Below are 22509 nucleotides of genomic sequence, written 5' to 3'. Positions count from 1 at the left end.
GACCTAGCCAGCGTGCGAGCAATCGCCAACGGGCGGCAATTGATATCGGAGTTACGGAACATTCGCGAAAGCTGGAACGACCGAGTCGCCGCGCGATCCGACTCCGCGGTGTGGCGGGTGGCCGATCTGCTGACCCGTCGCCCCGTCGTGAACGGTGTTCTGTTGCGCGACGAACTGGGCATCCCGACGGATCATCCGCGCCGACATGTTGGCCCGTTGGTCGATGCCGGCGTCGTCGTCGAGTTCACCGATCGGTCCCGCAATCGCGCGTGGCGCTCGCCCGAAGTTCTCGACGCCCTCGATGCATTTGCCGAGCGGGCCGGTCGACGAGGTTAGCCCACCTGCGAAGTGCGCGGCGGGGACATACCCAGCGCCGCCAACGCAGCACCGACGGCCACCACCGCCAACGCCCACCAGGCGTGCTGAAAAGCGCTGTGCGCCGCGGTGAATCCGATCGGGGTGCCCAGGATCGCGACCAGCAGACTCACGCCGAGGGCCATGCCGATCTGCCGACTCATGTTCACCACGGCACTGCCTGTCGCGGCCTGCGTGGCGGGCAGTTCCGCGGTCGCCGACGACAGGATCGACGGAAGTGCCAGTCCCACACCGATTCCACCGATCAGCCAGCCGGGCAGGATTTCGGTTGCGTAGTTCGGCGTCGCATCCACCGACAGCGCGATCAGCACGCCGCCGAAACCGAACAGCACACACCCGGCAGCGATGATGGCGCCCACCGGGATTCGGGCGCTGAGACGGTGCGCGACCGCCGCGAAGATCGGCACCATGAGCGGTCCGGTGGAGACCGCGAACCCCGTCTTGATCGCCGAGTAGCCCCAGACCTGTTGCAGCCAGAGGATATTCGCCAGGAGTGCACCGGCGAACGGGATGGCGAACAGCAGGGCGGTGACATTGGAGAAGGCAAAGGAACGAACCCGCAGCAGGGCAGGGTCGATCACCGGAACCGCGTGCCGAGCCGAGCTGACCACGAATCCGGCGAACGCGATCGCGGCGACGACCCAGGCGGCGATGATGCGGGGGTCACTCCAGCCCCAGTCGGTGCCTTCCACCAGTCCGAGCGTCAGCGCACCGATCGCCACCGCGAGCAGGGCTGCTCCGACGAGATCGGGCATGGGCGAGGGCGTTTCGTCGACCGAACGCGTGATGACGAGCGCCCCGGCGATCAGCGCGGCGATACCGACGGGGAGGTTGACCAGGAACACCCAGCGCCACGACGCCTCGACGAGCAAGCCGCCGACCGCAGGTCCGAGTGCCGCGGCCAGCGCGCCGGTCGCCGCCCAGATGCGGACCGATCGGGCACGCTGGGCCACGGGCATCGTCGACACCACGAGGCCGAGGCTGGCCGGGGTGAGGATCGCGGCGCCGATCGCCTGCAGCACCCGGAACGCCACCAGCCACCAGATCCCCGGCGCCAGCGCGCATGCCGCGCTGGCGCCGGTGAACAGCGCTAGTCCGGTGAGGAAGGCGCCCTTGCGGCCGTAGCGATCCGCGATCCGCCCGGCCGGTACGAGCAGCGCCGCGTAGATGATGGTGTACGCGTTGAGCACCCACGACAGTTCGGCCAGGCCGACGCCGTGGAAGTCCTGGCCGATGTCGTCGAAGGCCACGTTGACGATGAAGACGTCGAGGCTGGCCATGAACGCCGCCAGCGAGAGCACGAGGAGGACGACGCCGGGTCTGCGTGGAGTTCCTGCCTCGGTGGCGCGATTGCGATCAGTGAGTTCCGTCATGAAACTTATGAGATCAGACTTGAGTTGTTTCACGCAACCCTCTACGTTGGAGGCATGCGCCGAGCTTCCTTCACCGACATGAACTGCTCCGTCGCCCAGAGCCTGGAGATCATCGGCGAATGGTGGACGTTGCTGATCATTCGCGACGCCTTCTTCGGCGTCACGCGGTTCGACGAGTTCTCCGACCGCCTGGGGATCGCCCGGAACGTGCTGACCCAGCGCCTCGAGACCCTCGTCGAGCACGGCGTGCTCACGAAGGTCGCCTACCAGGACAAACCGGTGCGCTACGACTATCGGCTCACCGAGAAGGGCCGCGACCTGTGGACGGTCCTGGCGGCGCTACGCCAGTGGGGCGACAAGTGGGCCGCACCGGACGGCCCGCCCGTCGTGTCGACGCACCGCGCCTGCGGGCACGAGATGACCGTCGAGCCGGTGTGTTCGGCCTGCGGTGAGCCGGTGACGCGCGCCTCGTTGTCGTTGCACCGGGGTCCGGGTGCCCGCGCGGACAGCCCGCTTCCCGAACTTCCCTGACCTCTCCGTTCCCCGTTCCCCGTTCCCCGTTCCCCGTTCCGCACGAAAGGCTCCACCATGTTCATCACCGGCCACACCGTCCTCGTCACCGGCGCGTCGTCGGGCCTGGGCCTCGAGTTCGTCACCGAGGCGCTGCGCCGCGGTGCCACCAAGGTCTATGCCGGTGCCCGCCGCGATATCCCGCTCGTCGACGACCGCGTCGTCCCCCTGCGCCTCGACGTGACCGATGACGCGAGCATCGCCGCGGCTGTTGCAGCCGCACCCGACGTGGACATCCTGATCAACAACGCCGGCATCTCGGGCGCCCCGTCACTGTTGACCTCGCCGGTGTCAGACATCCGGGATGTGTTCGACACCAACGTCTTCGGAGTCCTCGCGATGACCCGGGCGTTTGCCCCGACACTCGCCGCCCGCGGCGGTGGCGCGATCATCGACATCGCGTCTGCGTTGAGTTGGATCGCCACGCCCGGCGCCTACTCGTCGTCGAAGGCCGCCCTCTGGGGTTTGACGAACAGCCTGCGGGCCGAGCTCGCGGGACAGGGGACACAGGTGCTCGGCGCCCATCTGTCCTACGCGGCGACCGAGATGACCGAGGCACTGGACGTGCCGAAGCTGTCGCCCGAACTGGTGGTGGCACAGATCTTCGACGCGCTCGAAGAGGGAGCCGCCGAAGCCATCGTCGATGACATCACCGCGGCGGTGCGGGCGTCGTTGTCGACGAACACCACGGCCGCACTCGTGCCGTGAATCCCGCTGAGCGGCCGATGGGCTACCCAACGAACTAGAACGTGTTCTACTCTCGGGTGAGACGTCCCTACCCGAGGAGCACGATGCGTTTCACGTTTGCCGAGGCGATGACCGATCCGAGCTACTACGCGCCGCTGGCACAGGCTGCGGAGTCTGCCGGGTTCGACGGTTTCACCATCCCGGACTCGTTGGCCTATCCCGCCGAGTCCGACGCCACCTACCCGTACACGCCGGACGGGAACCGCGAGTTCCTCGACGACAAGGCCTTCATCGAGACGTTCATCCAGGCCGCGGCACTCGGGGCGGTCACCTCGACCATCCGATTCACCCCGTTCGTCGTGAAGTTGCCGGTGCGTCCGCCCGCGCTGGTCGCCAAGCAGGCGTCGTCGGTGGCATACCTGACCAACAACCGGTTCGCCCTCGGCGTGGGCACCAGTCCGTGGCCGGAGGACTACGACTTCATGGGCGTCGACTTCCGTCGGCGCGGCAAGCGCATGGACGAATGCATGGACATCATTCGCGGACTCACCACCGGCGAGTACTTCGAGTTCCACGGCGAGTTCTACGACATCCCGAAGATCAAGATGGCGCCGGCGCCAACCGAACCCATCCCGCTGTTGGTGGGTGGGCACGCCGACGCCGCACTCAAGCGCGCCGTGGTCCGCGGCGACGGCTGGATGCACGGCGGCGGTCCCGGGGAGGAACTCGACGCACTGCTGGACAAGATCGCCGACATCCGCAAGGCCGAGGGAAAAACCAACGACCCGTTCGAGATCCATGTCATCTCGATGGACGCCTACAGCGTGGACGGATGCAAGCGTCTGGAGGACAAGGGGATCACCGACGTGATCGTGGGCTTCCGGATGCCGTACGTCAAGGGCCCCGACACCGAGCCGCTGCAGAAGAAGATCGATCACCTCAACTGGTTCGCGGACAACGTGATCGCAAAAGTCAAGGGCTGACCTCAGCTCATTAGCGTGGCAAAGTGAGGTGAATGGGTGAGACACAACAACTCGGAAGTGGCCTGAAACCCCGCCACATCACCATGATCTCGATCGCCGGCGTCATCGGCGCCGGCCTGTTCGTCGGATCGGCCAATGCCATCGAGAAGGCCGGGCCCGCGGCGCTGATCTCGTATGCGCTGGCCGGCACGCTGGTCGTGCTGGTCATGCGGATGCTCGGCGAGATGGCGACCGCCAACCCCGACACCGGCTCGTTCTCGGTGTATTCCGAACGGGCCCTGGGCAAATGGGCCGGATTCTCGGTCGGGTGGCTGTACTGGTGGTTCTGGGTGCTGGTGATCCCGGTCGAGGCGACCGCCGCGGCGAAGATCCTGGGTAGCCTCATCGGCGGCGAACAATGGGTGTGGGCGCTGGTGGTGACGATCCTGCTCACCGTGACCAACCTGGTCAGTGTCGGCAATTACGGCGAGTTCGAGTTCTGGTTCGCGCTCATCAAGGTCGTGGCGATCGTCGCATTCATCGCGATCGGCCTGGCCGCCATCTTCGGCCTGTTCCCCAACTCCAAGGTCAGCGGCATTTCCCACCTGTGGGAGCCGGATGGATTCATGCCCAACGGTTTCGGCGCGGTGATCGCGGCGATGCTCATCACCATGTTCTCGTTCATGGGCACCGAGATCGTCACCATCGCCGCCGCGGAATCGCCCAACCCGGAAAAGGGCATCAGCAAAGCGGTCAATTCGGTCATTTGGCGAATCTCGTTGTTCTACATCGGTTCCATCTTCGTGGTGGTCGCCCTGATGCCCTACAACCAGCTGCAGGACGGCTCCTATCAGAGCGTGCTCGAGGCGATCGGCATCCCCGGTGCCGCGACGATCATGGACATCGTGATCCTCACCGCGGTGGCGTCGTGCCTGAACTCCGCGCTCTACACCGCTTCCCGCATGCTGTTCTCGCTCGGTGTGCGGCGGGACGCGCCGCAGGCGATGCGCAAGGTCACCGCCCGGGGAGTGCCGTGGGTGGCGGTGCTGGTGTCGATGGTCGTCGGATTCGTCGCAGTGATCGGCAATTATGTCCTGCCGGACAAGATCTTTGGATACCTGCTCGCCACGAGCGGTGCGGTGGCGTTGTTCATCTATCTGGCGATCGCTGCCTCCCAGTTGGTGCTGGGCCGCACCATCCGCGCCGAAGGCAGCCAGACGACGGTTCGCATGTGGCTGTTCCCATGGCTGACCATCGCCGTGATGGTGTTCATCGTCGCGACCCTGGTGCTGATGATGTTCGACAAGGACCAGCAGCAGGCGATCGGGTTGTCGCTGGCGTCGGCCGCGGTGGTCATCGCAGCCGGTGTGGTGGTGCAGCGTCGTCGATCTCGCGAGAACGCCGCGTCGGCCGCGTCGGTCAGTCGCTGAGCCACCGCAGCGCGGCATGCGCGGCGTGGTGGCCACACATGCCGTGCACGCCGCCGCCGGGCGGGGTCGCCGAGGAACACAGGTAGACCCCCGGCACCCCGGTCGCATACGGGTTACGCGTCAGTCGTGGCCGAATGATGAGGTGGCGCAGATCATTCCGACCGCCGCCGATGTCGCCGCCGACGTAGTTCGGATTGGAGAGTTCGAGTTGCGCCGTCGTGGTACTCGAAACCTCGACGACCCGATCGGTGAATCCGGGCGCGAATCGTTCGATCTGGGCGGTCACGAGATCGGTGGCATCGCCGGTATAACCTTGGGGCACATGGGCGTAGGCCCACACCGGTTTGAGGGATCCGGGCGCCCGGGACGGGTCGGCCACCCACTGCTGCCCGACGAGGACGAAGGGGCGCTCGGGCATCTGCCCGGCCACCACGGAGTCCTCGGCGGCGACGATCTCGGCCAGTCCGCCACCGAGGTGGACCGTCCCGGCCCGCGCGCAATCCGCGGCGGCCCACCCGATCTCGCCGTCGACAAGGTAATCGACCTTGAACGCCGCCGGTCCCGGGCGGTACTCCTGATAGCTCCGAAAGATTCGCGGGGGCAGCCGATCTCCGAGGATGCGGGCCGCTGCCTGCGGCATCACGTCGAGCAGGACGAGATCTGCTGGAGTCACCTGGTCGAGGTCGCTCACCAGCGTGCCGGTCGTGATGGCGCCGCCCGCGTCGATGAGCGCCGATGCCAGCGCGGTGGCGATCGCCGACGATCCGCCCTCGGCCACCGGCCATCCGTGTTGATGACCGGCCGCAAGCAGCATCAGCCCGGCCGCCGCCGAACCCGGCCGCGCCAGCCGGGTGAAGGCATGTGCGGCAACGCCACCGAACAACGCGCGTGCCTCCTCGGACCGGAACACGTGCGCCACCGACGTCGCCGGATACAGGGCCCGATTGCCGAACTCGGCCATCCGGATCGGATGTCGCGGAAATCGGAGCAGCGGCCCGAGAACATCCTCCGCGAGTTCGTCGAAATCCACGGTGCCGCCCGCGAATACGTCGCGCCAGGCCGGCCCGTCGTCACCGAGCCCCGACGCGGTGTCGGCCACCGACCGATAGAGCAGACCGGCGCGACCGTCGTCGAGGGGATGCGCGCAGTCGATCTCGGGCCATCGCCACCGCAGCCCGTGCTCCTCGAGTCCCAACGCGCGGAAGGCCGGGGAGCCGGCACCCATCGGATGGAAGGCCGAGCAATGGTCGTGGGTGATGCCGGGGCGGAAGAGCGCACTCGAGCGGGTGCCGCCCCCGATCGTGTCGGCGGCCTCGATCACCCGGACGTCGCACCCGGCACGGGCCAGGATGACCGCCGCCGTCAGACCGTTCGGCCCGCTCCCGACGACGACCGCACTGGTCATCGCCCTACCGCATCCGGAAGATGACCAGGCGCTGGACCACGAAGTTGATGACCGTCGCGGTGCCCTGGGCGACGACGTAGGCAGCGAAGCTGTAGATCAATTCCACCGGCCACATGTGTGAGAGCCAGGTGTAGAGGCCGACGTTGACGAAGAAGGTGATGCCGTAGAGCGCGGCCACCGCGAGGAACCGCGTGAAGCTCGGCGTCGCCTCGAACGTCCAGCGTCGATTCAGCAGGTAGGCGGTGGTGGTGCCCAGGATGAAGCCGAGCGACTTGGCAATCCAGAACGGCGCCCCGACGATGTACTGGAGGAACACCGTGAGGCCGAAGTCCAGCACGCCGGAGCCGGCGCCCGTGATGGCAAAGCGGATGATCTGTGTCTTCAGGTCCAGGCTGGTGGACGGCTGCCCATCGGCCAGCGGCAGTTCAATGGGCGTCAGCGCGTGCGGAGTGGTGAAGTCGTCGTGGCGCGGATGACCGTCGGAGGCGCCGGACTCGGGTCGAGACACCCTGCCACCCTACCGGTAGCCCTGGGAACCGTGATCCTCAGAATGCCTCTTCGACGTCGGAGTCCGGTGCCGCCTTCTCCCCACGGTCGAGGCCGGCCAGATCGGCGAGGTCGTCGTCGTCGAGGTCGAAGTCGAAGATGTCGGCATTCTCGAGTTGGCGGCCGTTGTGGGCGGACTTGGGGATCACACTGATCTCGTGCTGCACCGCCCAGCGCAGCGAGATCTGCGCGGGCGATTTGCCGTATTTGCGGGCCAGTCGGATCAGCACCGCATCACCGAGCATGCCGTCCTTGCGTCCTGTCGGACCCCACGCCTGCGCGTGAACCCCTTTCTCCGACATGAACTTCCGGAGATCGGTGCGCGGAAAGGCGGGTGAGCACTTGATCTGGTTGAGCGCCGGCCACCGCCCGGTCTCGTCGTACAGGGCCTGCAGGTGATGCTGTTTGAAGTTCGATACCCCGGCCGTCCGGATGAAGCCCTCGTCGGCGAGGGTGAGCAACGCTTTCCACGAGTCGACGGTGCGGCCGAGAGATGGGCACGGCCAATGGATCAGGAAGATGTCGATGCGGGCCACGCCGAGGCGGCGCGCGCTCTCCATCGCCGCGTTGATCGTTTCGTCGAAACCCTGATCTCCGCCACCGAGTTTGGTCTGGACGATGATCTCCTCGCGCGGCACGCCCGAGGCCTGCACGCCCAGGCCGACGCTGCGTTCGTTGCCGTAGCTGCTGGCGGTGTCGACCATCCGGTAGCCGGCGCGCACCGCCGCGGAAACCGCCGCGACATTCGGTCGTCCGGTCAGGCCCGCCGTGCCCAGGCCGACCTGCGGAATGGAGAACCCGTTGTTGAGTTCGAGCGACGGAATGTCCACTTGCCAAGAATAGGCGTAACCGGGCATTTCGGTGGTGTGGTCGACCCTTCGAGACGCTCGCTCGCTGCGCTCGCGGGCTCCTCAGGGAGCGAAGAGAGACGCTCGCTCGCTGCGCTCGCGGGCTCCTCAGGGAGCGAAGAGGGCGAAGGGCTACAGTCCGATGCGTGAAACTCTGGAATCCCCGTCTCCTCGTCGCGGCGATCGCGATCGCCCTGGCCACCACGACCACCGCGCTGGTTGCCCCGACCGCGGCCGCCGACGAGAACGTCACCGGAGCACCCAACTGGTCGGGCCTCGATGTCCGCAACTACTCGGGACCGGTCCCCGCCCGCGCGGGCACGCTGATCACGAAGGTGCCGTTGGCGCGCGGCCTGGGACTGCCGGGTGCGGCCCAGGCGTACCGCATCCAGTACTCGACACCGAATCAGCACGGCGCCATGGCGACAAGCACCGGCGCGGTGTTCGTGCCGGCCGGTACCCCGCCGCCGGGCGGGTGGCCGGTGGTCGCGTGGGCGCACGGCACCACCGGACTCGGCGACAACTGCACGCCGTCGGCGCAGCCGCGCAGTGAACGCGATGCCGCGTATCTCGGGCACTGGCTGCGGCAGGGCTACGCCGTCGTGTCCACCGACTACGTCGGGCTGGGGACGCCGGGACTGATGAGCTACCTGAACGGCTCGAGTGAGGCGCACTCGATCGTCGATTCGGTCAAGGCCGCGCAGCAGATGGGGCTGCCGCTGTCCAAGAAGTGGGTCATCATCGGGCAGTCGCAAGGCGCCGGCGCCGCGCTGAACGCGGCCCGCCGGGCCACCGACCTGTCCCGTGGATCGGGCCTCGACTACCGCGGCGTCGTCGCGACCGGCACTCCGGCCAACATCGAGCAGGTCGTTGCGCTGGCCGGACCCAACTTCCCGCCGGTCACGCTGCCGGCCGGGCTGAACACCTACGCGACCTACATCATGGCCGGGTTCAGCGAAGCGCGCCCCGATCTGCACCCGGAGTCCGTGCTCACCCCGTACGGCAAGTCGCTCGTCGCCAAGGCCCGCACCCTCTGCTACCCGGAGATGCACACGCTGATGACCGGCAAGAACGTGAGCAAGATGTTCCGCGCACCGATCACCAGCATCCCCGGTGCGCGCGCCGCGCTCACCGAGTACATGGGTACCCCGTACTCCGGTTACGACCGGCCGATCTTCCTCGGCCAGGGCCTGCTCGACACGGATGTGCCTGCACCATCGGCACTTTCGCTGTATGGACAGATGCTCGCCGCGGGACAGCCGGTCGAGTTCCACGTCTACCCGACCAAGGACCACTCGGGCACCGTGCTCGCGTCGATGCCGGATTCCACCCCCTTCGTGGCGCGCATCCTGCGATGATCGGGCGGTGGCCCACTACGACGACATCATCATCGGGGCCGGGCACAACGGCCTGACCGCTGCCGCCTACCTCGCCGGTGCCGGCCGATCCGTGCTCGTGCTGGAGAAGGCCGATCACGTCGGCGGCGCCGCGGTGTCGGCGATGCCGTTCGCCGGCATGCCGGCCCGACTGTCGCGCTACTCGTATCTGGTGTCGCTGATGCCGCGGGAGATCATCACCGACCTCGGGCTCGACGTGACGCTGATCCGACGACGCTATTCGTCGTACACGCCGCTGCCCGGTGACCCGACCCGCGGCATCCTGGTGGACAACGAGGACGCCGCAGCGACCGCGGAATCCTTCCATCGCGCCACCGGTTCGGAGACGGTGTTCACCGCGTGGCAATCGTTCTACGCACGGATGGGCACCATCGCGCGGCGGGTCTTCCCGACGATGACCGAGCCGCTGCGATCGGCCACCGACATGCGGGATCTCGTCACCGGACTCGCCGAGGGCAACCTGGATTCCACCGAGGCCGAGATCTGGGAATCGCTCACCTCCCGACCGCTCGGCGAACTGCTCACCCAGTACTTCGACGACGACGTGGTCCGCGGGATCGTCGCGACCGACGGCCTGATCGGCACCTTCGCCGACCTCGACGACCCGTCGCTACGGCAGAACATCTGCTTCCTCTATCACCTGATCGGCGGCGGTACCGGCGACTGGGACGTCCCGGTGGGCGGCATGGGCGCGGTGTCGGGCGCCCTGTACCAGGCCGCGTACGCCGCCGGCGCCGAACTGAGGACCGGGGTGCAGATCGTCGGCATCGATCCCGACGACGGATCGGTGGAACTCGCGACCGGCGATTCGCTCACCGGATCGATGCTCTACGCGGCGTGTGCCCCGCACATCGTCAACGAACTCCTCGAGAATCCGATCGCCACCGAACCCGAACCGCGCGGTGCGCAACTCAAGATCAACCTGCTGCTCGACCGGCTACCCCGCCTCCCGGACGCGACAATGAACCCCGAGGCCGCGTTTTCCGGCACCTTCCACATCAACGAGACCGCGAGCCAACTGCACGCGGCGTGGCAGCAGGCATCCCGCGACGAGGTCCCCGACCTGCCGCCGTGCGAGATCTACTGCCACACGCTCTCCGACCGCAGCATCCTGGGACCCGAACTCTCCGGCAAACACACCCTGACGCTGTTCGGGCTGCACATGCCGCCGGAGGTGTTCGACGAGCCCGGGGCGGTGGAGCACGCCGTCGGCGCCACCTTGTCGTCGTTGAATTCGGTGCTGGCCGAACCCATTCAGAACGTCGTCGCACACGACGTGGCCGGCAAGCCGTGCATCGAGGTGAAGACACCGCAGGACCTGGAGGAAACCCTCGGACTGCCCGGCGGGAACATCTTCCACCGCAGCCTGCAGTGGCCGTGGGCCGAATCCGACGACGAGGTGGGCACCTGGGGCGTGGAGACGCAGCATCCGCGACTGCTGGTGTGCGGGGCCGGGGCGCGCCGGGGTGGTGGAGTCAGTGGGATTCCCGGGCGTAACGCCGCGGCGAAGGTGTTGGAGTAGGTGCGCTACGGCGCGACTTCCAGGTCATTCGCGCCCTTCGGCGATTGCGACCATTCGGGGGTCGACCGGCTTGCCCGCTCTCTTGTCGGCAGCGAGCACCATCCGCGCTGCGGCACGACGAGCCGCGGGTTCCAGGGGGCGCGGTGCGGCAACGACGCCCTCGCTGCCCTCGGCGATCGCGACCATACGAGGGTCCGTCGGATTGCCCGCTCGCTTGTCCGCAGCCAACACCATCCGCGCGGCGGCACGCCGCACTGCGGGTTCCAGGGGCCTGGCCCCCGTGACGTCCGAACGTTCGGTGGTTGTCATCCCGCCTCCTCCTCGTTTCCAGTATCCGCCGTCTTCGTCGGCTTGTCAGCCTCGATACCTGCGAGTCTTGTACGTCGCCCCTATGACAACCAGGTCGTCCGCAGTCGGTTGCCTCGTGGACGATCAGAAATGCGGATCACGCGCCATACCCGGGTACCCTCAGCAGCGATGACTACTCAAGAGTTGCCGATCGAAACCCGTGAACTCGTCGGCTGGTCCCGGACCACGCCGATCACCGGCCACGTGATCTCCACCCCCGATGTGGACATCATCGCGAAGGCCGTCGCGCGCGTCGCCGACGCCGAGTCGGACAAACCGGATTACCTCAAGCGCGGCGTGATCGCCCGGGGTCTGGGGCGGTCGTACAACGAGTCGGCGCAGAACAGCGGCGGTCTGACCGTCGACATGACCCAGCTGGCGAAGCTCCACTCGCTCGACGAGGAGACCGCCATCGTCGACGTGGATGCCGGGCTCTCGCTCGACCACCTGATGAAGGCCGTCGTTCCCCGCGGCTTCTGGGTGCCGGTCATGCCGGGGACCCGGCAGGTGACTGTCGGCGGCGCCATCGCCCACGACATCCACGGCAAGAACCACCACGCCACCGGCACCTTCGGTGATCATGTCCTGGAGATGCAACTGCTGGTGGCCGACGGCCGGGTGCTGACAATCACCCCGGACGGGTCGTCCGACGATCCCGACGGCTCCCTGTTCTGGGCAACCATCGCGGGCATCGGCCTGACCGGCATCATCCTGCGCGTCAAGATGCAGCTCAAGCGCACCGAGACCGCCTACTTCCTCGCCGACACGTTCACCACGGGCAACCTCGACGAGACCATCGACCTGCATCTCGAGCAGCGGTACGAGGACGGCTTCGAGTACGCGTCTGGCTGGTTCGACACCATCAGCGGGGCGCCCAAGCTGGGTCGCGGCGCGTTCAGCCGCGGGAATCTGGCGACCCTCGACGACCTGCCGGCGAAGCTGAAGAAAGCCCCGCTCAAGTTCGATCCCAAGCCGCTGATCTCGCTGCCGAACGTCTTCCCGCGTGGGCTGGACAACAAGTTCGACTTCTCGCTGGTCGGCGAGTTCTACTACCGGATGGGCTCCAACAAGCGGGGCATCATCGAGAGCCTGCCGCAGTTCTATCACCCGCTCGATCTGATCGGGAACTGGAACAACGCGTATGGTCGCGGCGGCGCGTTCGCGCAGTACCAGTTCATCGTGCCCACCGGCAACGAGACCGAGTTCAAACAGATCATCACCGATATCCAAGCGTCCGGGCACATCAGCTTCCTCAACGTCATCAAGCTCTTCGGCGACGGCAACCGCGCGCCGCTGTCCTTCCCGTTCAAGGGCTGGAATGTGTGCCTCGACTTCCCCATCCGGCCCGGACTCGCCGAGTTCCTCAACGACCTGGACCGTCGGGTGATGGCGATGGGCGGCCGGCTCTACACCGCGAAGGATTCGCGGACCTCCGCGGAGCACTTCCACCAGATGTATCCGCAGATCGACGAATGGATCGCCAAGCGTCGCGAGATCGACCCGAACAACGTGTTCGTCTCCGACATGGCGCGCCGCCTCGAACTCCTCTGAGTTCGAGGCTCTGCCACCGAAGTTTCATCCACTCACTGACCGAAGAGAAAGCACTCATGTTCAACGCCGTCGGCGCCCCCCAGTCCATCCTCATCCTCGGCGGAAGCTCCGAGATCGGTCTGGCCATGGCCACCGAATACCTCAAGCGCGGCTCCGCCCGCGTCATCCTGGCCACCGTGCCGGGCGACCCCACTGCCCAAGCGGCAGTGGAGAAGATGACCCAGGCCGGCGCGTCGAGCGTCGAACAGATCGACTTCGACGCCCTGGCTCCCGAAACGCATCCCGAGGTCATCGACAAGGCGTTCGCGCAGGGTGACGTCGACGTCGCGATCATCGCGGCCGGTATCCAGCCCGACGACGAAAAGGCCTGGCAGGACCAGAAAACCGCCGTCACCGAGGTTGGCATCAACTACACCGCGGCGGTGTCGGTGGGTGTACTCCTCGGGCAGAAGATGCGCGCCCAGGGCCACGGACAGATCATCGCGATGAGCTCGGTCGCCGGAGAACGGGTGCGCCGCAGCAACTTTGTGTACGGCTCCACCAAGGCCGGTCTCGACGGCTTCTACCTCGGACTCGGCGAGGCGCTGCGTGCCGAGGGCGTGCATGTTCTCGTCGTGCGGCCCGGCCAGGTCCGCACCCGACTGTCGGCGCACGTCAAGGAAGCCCCACTGACCGTGGAGAAGGAAGACGTGGCGCGTCTGGCGGTCGCCGCGGCCGACAAGCACAAGGAAATCGTCTGGGCGCCCGGCACATTCCGCTACGTGATGATGATCCTGCGGCACATCCCGCGGCCCGTCTTCCGTCGCCTCCCGATCTGACCGTCGGCCGTGCCCGTCTCACCTGTCGCCGAACGGTCGCCAGAGGGTTCGTCGCCGGTAAGGATGATTGCGGTCGGTGAGCTGCTCGTCGGCGCGCTGCTCGGCGCGCTCGTCGCCGTCGTCGGCCTCAAGGTCATCTCCGCGGTCGATTGGCCTGCGTTCAACTCCTCCAACGTCACTCGCGCGCTGACCACCGTCGGTCAGGTGGTGGCGGTGGCGATACTGGTGATCGCGGTGCTGCTCTACCGATTTGGGCGCTCACGGTGGCTGATAAGTCTGCTGTCGGCGCTTGGGGCCGCGGGTTTGGTCACGGTGAGCCTCGGCATGCCGTTGGGTGCGACCCGGCTGTATCTGTTCGGGTTGTCGGTGGATCAACAGTTCCGCACCGAGTACCTGACCCGGATGACGAGCAGTCCCCGCCTGGCGGACATGACGTATCTGCATCTGCCGCCGTACTACCCAGCCGGCTGGTTCTGGGGCGGCGGTCGATACGCGAATCTCGTTGGTGTGCCGGGCTGGGAGGCCTACAAACCGTGGGCCATCATCTCCATGGCGGCGGCCGCCGCGGTGGGCATCCTGCTGTGGAACCGGCTTGTCGGCGCCGATAAGGGCATCGCGATCGCGTTGGCGGTCACCATCATCACGGTGATGTACGCCTCGCCGGAACCCTATGCGGCGGTGCTGGTTCTGCTCGGCACCCCGATGCTGATCACCCTCCTGTATGCGCTCCGCGGGCGGGCCCGGTTGGCCGATGGCCCGGTTCCCGGGCTCCGGTCCGGGACGAGCTGGCCCGCGGTGATCGCCGCCGGCGCCTTCCTCGGATTGTCGGCGACGTTCTACACGCTCTACACCGGCCTGTTCGCGTTGACCGCGGTGGTGATGGCCCTGTACCTGGCGGTCAGCGGCTGGCTCGCGGCGGCCAACAAGGCCGACCGGGACGTCGGGGCACACCGAAAGTCGCTGCTGCTCGCGGTCTTCGGGCGACTCGTCGCGATCGGGGTGATCTCCGGACTGATCGCGCTGCTCGTGTGGGCGCCGTACCTGTGGGCGCGGTTACGCAACGAGCCGGCCAGCGGCGGCACCGCCGAACACTACCTGCCCGAACGCGGTGCGATCCTGCCGCTGCCGTTCTTCCACTTCACCCTGGTCGGGCTGATCACCCTGATCGGACTGATCTGGCTGCTATTGCGTTTCCGGCAGCGCACCATCGCGCTCGCGTTGGGCCTGACCGTGGTGACCATCTACCTGTTCTGCCTGCTGTCGATGGCGGTCACTGCCGGCGGCAGCACATTGCTGTCCTTCCGACTCGATCCGCTGCTCAATGCGACGCTCGCCGCCGCCGGCGTGCTCGGTGTCGTCGAATTGTCGAGGTGGGCGGTCGGCCGATTCGGCGACATCCGCTTCGCCATCGGCGCGGTCGCGACGATCGCGGCGATCGCACTGGCCCAGGGGATTCCGGGTTTCCTGTCGACGGAGATCACCACCGCCTACACCGACACCGACGGTCGTGGCGAGCGGGCCGATCAACGGCCGGCCGGCGCGGAATCGTATTTCCCGCAGATCCATCGGCAGATCGTCGCGCAGACCGGCAGGCCGGCGACCGGTAACGTCGTGCTCACCGCCGATTACGGTTTCCTGTCCATCTATCCCTACTGGGGTTTCCAGGGATTGACGTCGCATTACGCAAACCCGTTGGCGGAGTTCGACAAACGCGCCGCAGCCATCGAACGGTGGTCGAAATCGACCACGCCGCAGGAGCTGATCACCAAGCTCAACCGGTCGCCGTGGACCCCGCCGAATGTCTTCCTGTTCCGCTACAGCGCCGACGGCTACACGCTGCGGCTGGCGCAGGACGTCTACCCGAACGATCCGAATGTGAAGCGGTACACCGTAACCTTCGATCCCGCGGTGTTCACCGACCCACGATTCACGGTGACCGAGATCGGGCCTTTCGTCCTGGTGGTGCGCCGATGATCGTGCCGCGCAGCAAGTTCCAGATAACCCGCGTCGACGCCGGATCGTCGACGGCCTACCTGGTGCATTCAGATGCGGTGAACTGGATTCTGCTGCAGGAGGGTTCGGATATCACGCTGATCGACGGCGGCTACCCCGGGCAGGCGTCCGCGGTCGAGGAGTCGATCCGGCACATCGGGGCCCGCCCCGAGGACATCCGCGGCGCGTTGCTGACCCACGCGCACGTCGACCACCTGGGTGGCCTCGCAACACTCCAGGCACGGTACGGCTTCGACGTGTACATGGATCCTGTCGAAGTGGCACACGCGAAGCGGGAGTATCTCCAGCAGGCCGGTCCCGCGGACATCGTGCCGATCGCGTACAAGCCGCGGGTCATCCGCTGGCTGGCGCTGGTCACGCCACTCGGGGTGTTGAGCCGCAAGGGTATTCCGGAGGCGAAGCCGTTTCCGGAGCCACTGGACCTGCCCGGTCGCCCCGTGCCGGTGGCCGCGCACGGCCACACCGACGGACACTCCGCCTACCTCGCCGCCGACGGAGCGGTGCTGGTGAGCGGAGATGCGCTGGTGAGCGGCCATCCGATCTCGGCGATCGCTGGGCCGCAATGCATCTCGAATGCGTTCCAGCACGACGTGGACACCGCCCGCCGGACCGTCGAGGCGTTCGCCGACCTCGATGCCACCACCTTGTTCCCCGGTCACGGACCGCAGTACGACGGCGGGGTCGCCACCGCCGCGCGCCGGGCCCTCGAGGTCAGTTAGCGTCCTCGGCAAGCCCTTTGATGCGTTCGAGGCGACGATCCCACCCGCTGGCGATGTCATCGAGGCGGCGGGCGACCTGACTCAGCCGCGCACCGACGGTCTCGTAGCGCATCTCCCGACCCACCTTGACCGGGGTGACCAGACCCACGTCGGTGAGTACCCGTAGGTGCTTCGCGATCGCCTGACGCGAGATCGGCAGGTCGGTCGCGAGCGCCGATGCCGACGCAGGAGAGCGCGACAGCTGCACCAGGATTCGCCATCGGCTGTCGTCGGCGAGTGCCGCGAAAACCTCGATCGGCGCATCGATCGGCACCCCGTCAGGCACGGGAGGCAGCCCCCGTGAGGTGAGCGCGGGCGAGGTCGAGCTCGATCCGCCAGCCCTCGGTATTGCCGTCGAAGCGCGCGCGGCGTTCAGCGTCGGTTCCGGACAACGATGCGAACCCGGACTCGGCAACCTTGAGGACCACGCCGGAATCGGTAGGGGTGATCCAGAATTCGACGAGCGTGGCGGCACTCGACAGATCATCCGGATCGCTCAGCCAGCGGAACGCGGCATAGCGGGGTTCGTCGAGTTGCACGGTGCGCAGGGCGAATCGGCCGTGCGTCGGATCGGTGACGTAGCTGATGTCGCCATCGCGGATGATCTCGTGCTCGACGATCTCTTTGTCGTTGACGTACCAGGCGGGTTCGCTGACCAACGCCCATACCCGTTGTGCCGGTGCGTCGATGGTGATCTCACGCTCGATGCGGTCGTAGTCGGTGTCCATGCCGAGCCTCCAGATGGTCGATTGATGTGCAACTTGATAGTTGCACATAGACGGCCCAGTCCGCAACCCCCCGGTTGCACTATTCGCGGGTTTGTCGTTCGATGTCCCGCACGCGCGCCACCCGCCGCTGCGCGAACGGTTTCCACAGCCGTCGCTGGACCCACAACGTCAGGCAGCCGGCCACGGTCATGCCCGCGACGTTCAACACCAGCTGCAGACCGGACCCGCGCACTTCCGCCCACTCGGCGAATGCCGCTGCGACAGCGAGGTTTCCGGCCGCCGGAATCGTCGTCACCGAGATGAACACGCCGGCCAGGGCACCGGTGCGCGCCGAGGTGATCGACAGCACCCCCGCGACTGCCGCGAGGATCGCCACGATGAACGACCATTTGTCCGGCGAGTAGATGAACTGTGTCTCCGGATGATGCTCCAGGTCGTTGTCGGTCGCCCATCCCAACCCACGGGCCGCCAAGGCCAGCAGGAAGGTCACGCCGATCGCCACCACGAAGCCGATGATCAGCGTGCGCAGCGCCATACCGAGCAGATGCCGGCGGCGCAGGACCACTGCGACGCCGATCGCCGTGATCACCCCGAACTCGGGACCGAGGACCATCGCGCCGATCGTCAGGATCTGCGAGTCCAGCACAACGGCGATCCCGGCGAGCATCGTCGCCAGCATCATGAAGCCCAGGTAGATGAAGTTGAGTTCCGAGTCGGCGTAGGCGCGCAACCCCACCTGCGCCCAGACCACCGCATCCGATCCGAAGCCGGGGGCGCGGCGCTCGGCCTCGAGTGCTCGTCGGGAGAGGAAGGTCTCGACCTCTTCCACCCGTACGGCGCCGTCGGAGGCCAGTCCGATGTCGCGCAGCGCGTTGATGAGGTCGTCGGCGGCCTCGCGTGCGACGTCGACCTTCACCAGGTCACCCACCGGCTTCACCGAGGCACCGCGGATCACCGCGACCGAACTCACGGCCTCGTCGTCGCGGACGAGATCGAGGATGGCGTCGGTCAGTTCGGCGGGCGAGGACACCTCGATGTGCAGCATGTGGTCAGCCGATCAATTCGACCAACCGCCGAATCGCGAACTCATATCCCCGCACGCCGTAGCCGACGATGATGCCGGCGGCGAGCGGCGAGACGTAGGAGTGATGGCGGAACGCCTCACGCTTGTGCACGTTGCTGATGTGCACCTCCATGATCGGCACCTCCGGGATCACCAGTGCGTCGGCGAGCGCCACCGACGTGTGAGTCCAGCCGGCCGGGTTGATCACGATGCCGCTGATCTGACCGCGGGCCTCGTGAATCCAGTCGATCATCTGACCTTCGTGGTTGGTCTGGGCCGCCCGCAGTCCGTAGCCCAGCTCGGACGCCGTCCGCTCGGCGAGGTCGACGACGTCGGCGAGCGTCTCGGACCCGTAGACCTCCGGCTGACGCACCCCGAGCGTGTTCAGGTTGGGGCCGTTGAGCAGCAGGATCGGTAGCGGTTCGGCAGTCGCCTCGGTGTCAGCCATGCGTCACACGATAGTTCAGGGGGTTCGCGCGATGAGTGTGTCACCGGGCAACGGTTACCATCTCTCTTTGTGCCAGCCCTGACGATCCGACGCGCGAAGATCGTCGCCATCATCACCGGTCTGCTCGGATTCCTGCTGGCTCTGGCCACTCCCCTGATGCCGGTCAAGCAGACCACCGCGGAGATCAGCTGGCCGCAGAACGGGACGGTGGGGTCGGTCGCCGCACCACTGATCAGTTACGTGCCGATCGATCTCGACGCCGCGGTGCCGTGTTCGGCTGTGGAACGGCTCGGCGACGGCGAATCGGTGCTGCTCTCGACCACCCCGAAGGACGCGGAGAAATCGCCGGAGCGGGGGCTGTTCATCCGCAAGACCGGGCAGCCCGGCGATCCGGCCGATCGGCAGACCGTCGAGGTGGTCATCCGCAACGTCCCGCTGGTGTCGGCGACGCTCGCGCAGATCCGCTCGCAGCAGTGCCGCGAGATCGTGGTGCACGCGGATTCCGATGCGGTGACCGCGGAATTCGTCGGGATGCGCGACGACAAAGGTGACGCGCTCACGGGGACCACGCAGGGCCGCGAGTCCAATACCTACGACACCGACCAGCGTCCCCAGGTCACCGGCCTGTTCACCGACCTGTCCGGTGCGGCGGCGACCTTCCCGGGTCTGCGCGCACACGTGACCATCGACTCCCGCTACTCCACCACGCCCACCGTTCTGAAGTGGATCGTGCTGGTCGTCGGCATCCTCGCGGCCATCGTGTCGTTGATCGCGCTGGCGGTGCTCGACTCCACCGACGGCCGCAAGCATCGCCGCATCCTGCCAGCGCGCTGGTGGCGGTTGAATGCACGGGACTATGTGGTGATCGGTGCGCTGATCCTGTGGCATTTCATCGGCCCCAACACCTCCGACGACGGCTATCTGCTGACGATGTCGCGGGTGGCGCAGAACGCGCAGTACACCGCGAACTATTTCCGCTGGTACGGCGCCCCTGAGGCACCGTTCGGTTGGTACTACGAGGTGTTCGGCCTGCTGAGCCACGTGAGCGTGGCCAGCCCGTGGATGCGGCTGCCCGCGCTGTTCTGCGGGATCGGGGTGTGGCTGATCATCAGTCACGAGGTACTCCCGCGGCTCGGCCGTGCTGCCATCACCCGGCCGGCGGTCGCCTGGACGGCCGCGTTCGTGTTCCTGGCGTCGTGGTTCCCGTTCAACAACGGCCTGCGACCTGAACCGATCATCTGCCTCGGCGCGCTGTTGACGTGGTGTTCGGTCGAGCGGTCCATCGCCACCGGCCGTCTCCTGCCGGCCGCGGTCGCCTGCATGATCGGGGCGTTCAGTCTCGCGGCGGGACCCACCGGTCTGCTCGCGGTGGCCGCCCTCATCGCCGGGGTGCGCCCGATGATGCTCGCGCTGATCAAGCGCGCGAAGGTGATCGGCGGCGGCCGTTCTGCGTACGTGGCGTTGCTGGCGCCGATCTTCGCCGCCGGGACCTTCGTGATCTTTGTGGTGTTCTCGAACCTGACCTTGCGGTCGTTCCTCGAGGCGTCGGCCATGAAGTCGGCGCTCGGTCCGTCGATGCACTGGTACAACGAGATCGACCGCTACTCATCGCTGTTCGAGTTCTCCGCGAACGGGTCGATCGCCCGCCGTTTCGCGGTGCTCGCGATGATCCTCGGTCTCGTGGTGTCCGCGGCCATGCTGATCCGACGCTCCCGCATCCCCGGTACCGCGCTCGGTCCGGCCCGGCGCATCGTCGGAATCACGTTCGCGTCGTTGGTGTTCCTGATGTTCACGCCGACCAAATGGACCCACCACTTCGGTGTGTTCGCCGGCCTGGGTGCGGCACTCGCGGCCATCGCGGTGATCGCGGCGAGTAATCAGAGCATGCATTCCCGACGCAACCGCACATTGTTCGCGGCGTTGGTGCTGTTCATCGGCGGACTCTCGTTCACCGCCCCGAACTCCTACTTCTACTCGTCGGCGTGGGGTATGCCGTGGGGCGTCACGCAGGTGACCTTCGGCGTCAATCTGGCCAACCTGTTCCTGTACGGCGCATTGCTGCTCTTGTTGCTGGCCTTGTGGTTTCATATCCGCGAGCCCTTCGCGGGACCCGACCCCGGCGATCCGGAGCACCACAAATCGCACGCCTGGTATCGGCGCGCCTGGTCGACGCTGGCGTCGGCACCGTTGGCCTTCGTGTCCGCAGGCGTCGTCGTATTCCTGTTGGTGACAGCTATTTTCGCAGGTATCCAGCAGAGCAGTTCGTACTCGGTGCCACGGTCCAATCTGGAAGCATTGAGCGGCAAGGAATGTGGTATGGCGGACAAGGTATGGGTTGAGGACGACCCCAGCCGCTACCAGTTGACGCCGGTCGACGGGTCCATCACCGACCCGCTGGCCGGCCCCGCCACCGCACCGCCGGACGCCACCCGACCGGCGACCACCGGCTTCACGTCGAACGGTGTGCCCGTCGACCTGGACAGCACAGCCAGCGAAGGATCGCTGGGAGTGCTGGCCGGCACCGCCCAGTCCTCGCCAGATGTGTTGACCGCCAACACCGGCGGCACCGGCGGCGGTGTCGCGTCGACGGCCGGGGTCAACGGCAGCTTCGCGAAACTCCCGTTCTTCCTCGACCCGGCCACGACGCCGGTGATGGGCAGCTACTCGACGACCGATCAGGTGCCCGCCCGTCTCACCTCGGCGTGGTACGCCCTGCCCGCGGACTACAAGGACCATCCGCTGATCGCGTTCTCCGTCGCCGGGCTCTACGACAACCCGAATCTCTTGCTGGAGTACACGACCGATCCGGTCGGCCCGGGCACCCGCGACGCGTCACTGCATGCGACCGGCGACACCGAGATGATCGATCCCGGCCCGCGACCCTCGTGGCGCAACGTGCGAGTGACGACGGATTCGTTGCCGGACAACATCACGGCGGTCCGGATCGTGGCGACCGACGACAATCTCTCGTCTGATCGGTTCATCGTCGTCACCCCGCCCCGCCTCCCGTCCATGAAGACGCTGGAAGAGGTTGTGGGCCGCGAAGATCCGGTGCACGTCGACTGGACGTCGGGTCTGGTGTTCCCGTGCCAGCGTCCGTTCACGCACCGCAATGGCGTTGCCGAGATCCCCAAGTGGCGCATCAAGCCAGGTGCCGACCTCGCCGCGGCGGTGTCGGCATGGCAGGACTCCTACGGCGGTGGCCCGCTCGGCTGGCTCGAGGTGTCGCAGCAACCGAACTCGATGGCCACCTACCTGATGGGTGACATCGGTCGGGACTGGGGATCGTTGGAGCGGTACACCCCGTACAACGACGTCTCTACGCTCGCGGACCTGCAACTCGGCACCGCCACCCGCAGTGGGTTGTGGAGTCCGGCGCCGATTCGGCACTGAGCAGCCGACCAATCTTGTCGGTACCCCAGGCTATAGTGGCTCTAGCAGGTCACACTGATGAAAGCTGCACACCGGCAACGGTTTCCGAGACCGTCGCCGACTCTATGATGACGAGAAATGCCTGCCTCCCGTTTCACCCTGTGATGTGGAAGGTGTTCGTCATGACAACCGCTACTGCCCCACGCCCGGACCCGGTCGCCGAGCATCCTGAACCGATCGACGGTGCGGGCTACCTCCAGACGCTGACCGCGATCCGCGCGATGCTGTGGGACCT

21 protein-coding genes are annotated in these 22509 nt (G+C 66.8%); 12 read left to right on the top strand and 9 right to left on the bottom strand.

The window, feature by feature from the left end; genetic code table 11:
• Positions 1 to 117 precede the first annotated feature (117 nt).
• The gene (locus tag AAFP30_RS24800; RefSeq protein ID WP_419232711.1) at positions 118 to 336 is read left to right on the top strand and encodes a hypothetical protein; all 219 of its coding nucleotides are present in this window, start codon (positions 118 to 120) and stop codon (positions 334 to 336) included.
• Here AAFP30_RS24800 and AAFP30_RS24795 read toward each other — a convergent pair.
• A complete protein-coding gene (locus AAFP30_RS24795; protein WP_419232710.1) occupies positions 333 to 1748 on the bottom strand; it encodes an MFS transporter in 1416 nt (471 codons plus the stop codon). The two genes, AAFP30_RS24800 and AAFP30_RS24795, sit on opposite strands and share 4 nt — an antisense overlap.
• A gap of 54 nt (positions 1749 to 1802) precedes the next feature.
• On the opposite strand from AAFP30_RS24795, the gene AAFP30_RS24790 reads away from it, so the two are divergent.
• The 4 genes from AAFP30_RS24790 (at position 1803) to AAFP30_RS24775 (ending at position 5397) form a co-directional block, all read left to right on the top strand.
• Positions 1803 to 2279: a winged helix-turn-helix transcriptional regulator gene (locus tag AAFP30_RS24790; RefSeq protein WP_419232709.1), complete on the top strand. Its 477-nt coding sequence runs from the start codon at positions 1803 to 1805 to the stop codon at positions 2277 to 2279.
• A gap of 57 nt (positions 2280 to 2336) precedes the next feature.
• Positions 2337 to 3026, top strand: a complete 690-nt coding sequence (locus AAFP30_RS24785; RefSeq protein WP_419232708.1) for an SDR family oxidoreductase — start codon at positions 2337 to 2339, stop codon at positions 3024 to 3026.
• An 83-nt stretch (positions 3027 to 3109) separates the two neighbouring features.
• Positions 3110 to 3988, top strand: a complete 879-nt coding sequence (locus tag AAFP30_RS24780; RefSeq protein WP_419232707.1) for a TIGR03619 family F420-dependent LLM class oxidoreductase — start codon at positions 3110 to 3112, stop codon at positions 3986 to 3988.
• Positions 3989 to 4020: 32 nt separating this feature from the next.
• A complete protein-coding gene (locus tag AAFP30_RS24775; RefSeq protein ID WP_419232706.1) occupies positions 4021 to 5397 on the top strand; it encodes an amino acid permease in 1377 nt (458 codons plus the stop codon).
• On the opposite strand, the gene AAFP30_RS24770 is transcribed toward AAFP30_RS24775, so the two are convergent.
• From AAFP30_RS24770 to AAFP30_RS24760, 3 genes are read right to left on the bottom strand one after another with little or no spacing between them, the layout of a single operon-like run.
• Positions 5387 to 6802 carry a phytoene desaturase family protein gene (locus tag AAFP30_RS24770; protein ID WP_419232705.1) on the bottom strand — a complete coding sequence of 472 codons (1416 nt, stop codon included), beginning with the start codon at positions 6800 to 6802 and terminating at the stop codon, positions 5387 to 5389. The two genes, AAFP30_RS24775 and AAFP30_RS24770, sit on opposite strands and share 11 nt — an antisense overlap.
• Before the next feature lie 4 nt (positions 6803 to 6806).
• Entirely contained in the window at positions 6807 to 7310 is a 504-nt protein-coding gene (locus AAFP30_RS24765) for a GtrA family protein (RefSeq protein WP_419232704.1), read from the bottom strand.
• Positions 7311 to 7347: 37 nt separating this feature from the next.
• Positions 7348 to 8178: an aldo/keto reductase gene (locus tag AAFP30_RS24760; RefSeq protein WP_419232703.1), complete on the bottom strand. Its 831-nt coding sequence runs from the start codon at positions 8176 to 8178 to the stop codon at positions 7348 to 7350.
• 164 nt (positions 8179 to 8342) lie between these two features.
• Between AAFP30_RS24760 and AAFP30_RS24755 the strand changes: the two genes are divergently transcribed.
• Together AAFP30_RS24755 and AAFP30_RS24750 are read left to right on the top strand one after the other, a co-directional pair.
• On the top strand, positions 8343 to 9554 hold the full coding sequence (locus AAFP30_RS24755) for an alpha/beta hydrolase family protein (RefSeq protein WP_419232702.1): 1212 nt from the start codon (positions 8343 to 8345) through the stop codon (positions 9552 to 9554).
• 7 nt (positions 9555 to 9561) lie between these two features.
• Positions 9562 to 11115: a phytoene desaturase family protein gene (locus AAFP30_RS24750; RefSeq protein ID WP_419232701.1), complete on the top strand. Its 1554-nt coding sequence runs from the start codon at positions 9562 to 9564 to the stop codon at positions 11113 to 11115.
• 24 nt (positions 11116 to 11139) lie between these two features.
• On the opposite strand, the gene AAFP30_RS24745 is transcribed toward AAFP30_RS24750, so the two are convergent.
• The gene (locus AAFP30_RS24745; protein ID WP_419232700.1) at positions 11140 to 11424 is read right to left on the bottom strand and encodes a hypothetical protein; all 285 of its coding nucleotides are present in this window, start codon (positions 11422 to 11424) and stop codon (positions 11140 to 11142) included.
• Between the two features lie 168 nt (positions 11425 to 11592).
• Here AAFP30_RS24745 and AAFP30_RS24740 point away from each other — a divergent pair, with 168 nt between their 5' ends.
• The 4 genes from AAFP30_RS24740 (at position 11593) to AAFP30_RS24725 (ending at position 16564) form a co-directional block, all read left to right on the top strand.
• Complete coding sequence (locus tag AAFP30_RS24740) at positions 11593 to 13014, top strand: FAD-binding protein (protein WP_419232699.1); 1422 nt, start codon at positions 11593 to 11595, stop codon at positions 13012 to 13014.
• 56 nt (positions 13015 to 13070) lie between these two features.
• Positions 13071 to 13832, top strand: a complete 762-nt coding sequence (locus AAFP30_RS24735; protein WP_419232698.1) for a decaprenylphospho-beta-D-erythro-pentofuranosid-2-ulose 2-reductase — start codon at positions 13071 to 13073, stop codon at positions 13830 to 13832.
• 63 nt (positions 13833 to 13895) lie between these two features.
• Positions 13896 to 15806, top strand: a complete 1911-nt coding sequence (locus tag AAFP30_RS24730; protein WP_419232697.1) for a galactan 5-O-arabinofuranosyltransferase — start codon at positions 13896 to 13898, stop codon at positions 15804 to 15806.
• Entirely contained in the window at positions 15803 to 16564 is a 762-nt protein-coding gene (locus AAFP30_RS24725) for an MBL fold metallo-hydrolase (RefSeq protein ID WP_419232696.1), read from the top strand. The genes AAFP30_RS24730 and AAFP30_RS24725 overlap by 4 nt, the downstream gene beginning before the upstream one ends.
• Here the strand turns inward: AAFP30_RS24725 and AAFP30_RS24720 are convergent.
• From AAFP30_RS24720 to aroQ, 4 genes are all read right to left on the bottom strand, one after another.
• Entirely contained in the window at positions 16557 to 16889 is a 333-nt protein-coding gene (locus tag AAFP30_RS24720) for an ArsR/SmtB family transcription factor (protein ID WP_419232695.1), read from the bottom strand. The genes AAFP30_RS24725 and AAFP30_RS24720 overlap by 8 nt on opposite strands.
• Complete coding sequence (locus AAFP30_RS24715) at positions 16882 to 17331, bottom strand: SRPBCC domain-containing protein (protein WP_419232694.1); 450 nt, start codon at positions 17329 to 17331, stop codon at positions 16882 to 16884. Before AAFP30_RS24715 ends, AAFP30_RS24720 begins: the two co-directional genes overlap by 8 nt.
• A gap of 79 nt (positions 17332 to 17410) precedes the next feature.
• On the bottom strand, positions 17411 to 18376 hold the full coding sequence (locus AAFP30_RS24710; protein ID WP_419232693.1) for a DUF389 domain-containing protein: 966 nt from the start codon (positions 18374 to 18376) through the stop codon (positions 17411 to 17413).
• A 4-nt stretch (positions 18377 to 18380) separates the two neighbouring features.
• The gene (aroQ, locus tag AAFP30_RS24705) at positions 18381 to 18842 is read right to left on the bottom strand and encodes a type II 3-dehydroquinate dehydratase (RefSeq protein ID WP_419232692.1); all 462 of its coding nucleotides are present in this window, start codon (positions 18840 to 18842) and stop codon (positions 18381 to 18383) included.
• A 69-nt stretch (positions 18843 to 18911) separates the two neighbouring features.
• Between aroQ and AAFP30_RS24700 the strand changes: the two genes are divergently transcribed.
• The gene (locus tag AAFP30_RS24700) at positions 18912 to 22235 is read left to right on the top strand and encodes an arabinosyltransferase domain-containing protein (RefSeq protein ID WP_419232691.1); all 3324 of its coding nucleotides are present in this window, start codon (positions 18912 to 18914) and stop codon (positions 22233 to 22235) included.
• Positions 22236 to 22509 lie beyond the last annotated feature (274 nt).

This window comes from Gordonia sp. CPCC 205515 (assembly GCF_048537925.1).
GTDB lineage: Bacteria > Actinomycetota > Actinomycetes > Mycobacteriales > Mycobacteriaceae > Gordonia.
The sequence above is the reverse complement of the archived record's forward strand: the minus strand, read 5'-3'. Positions and strand labels throughout refer to the sequence as shown.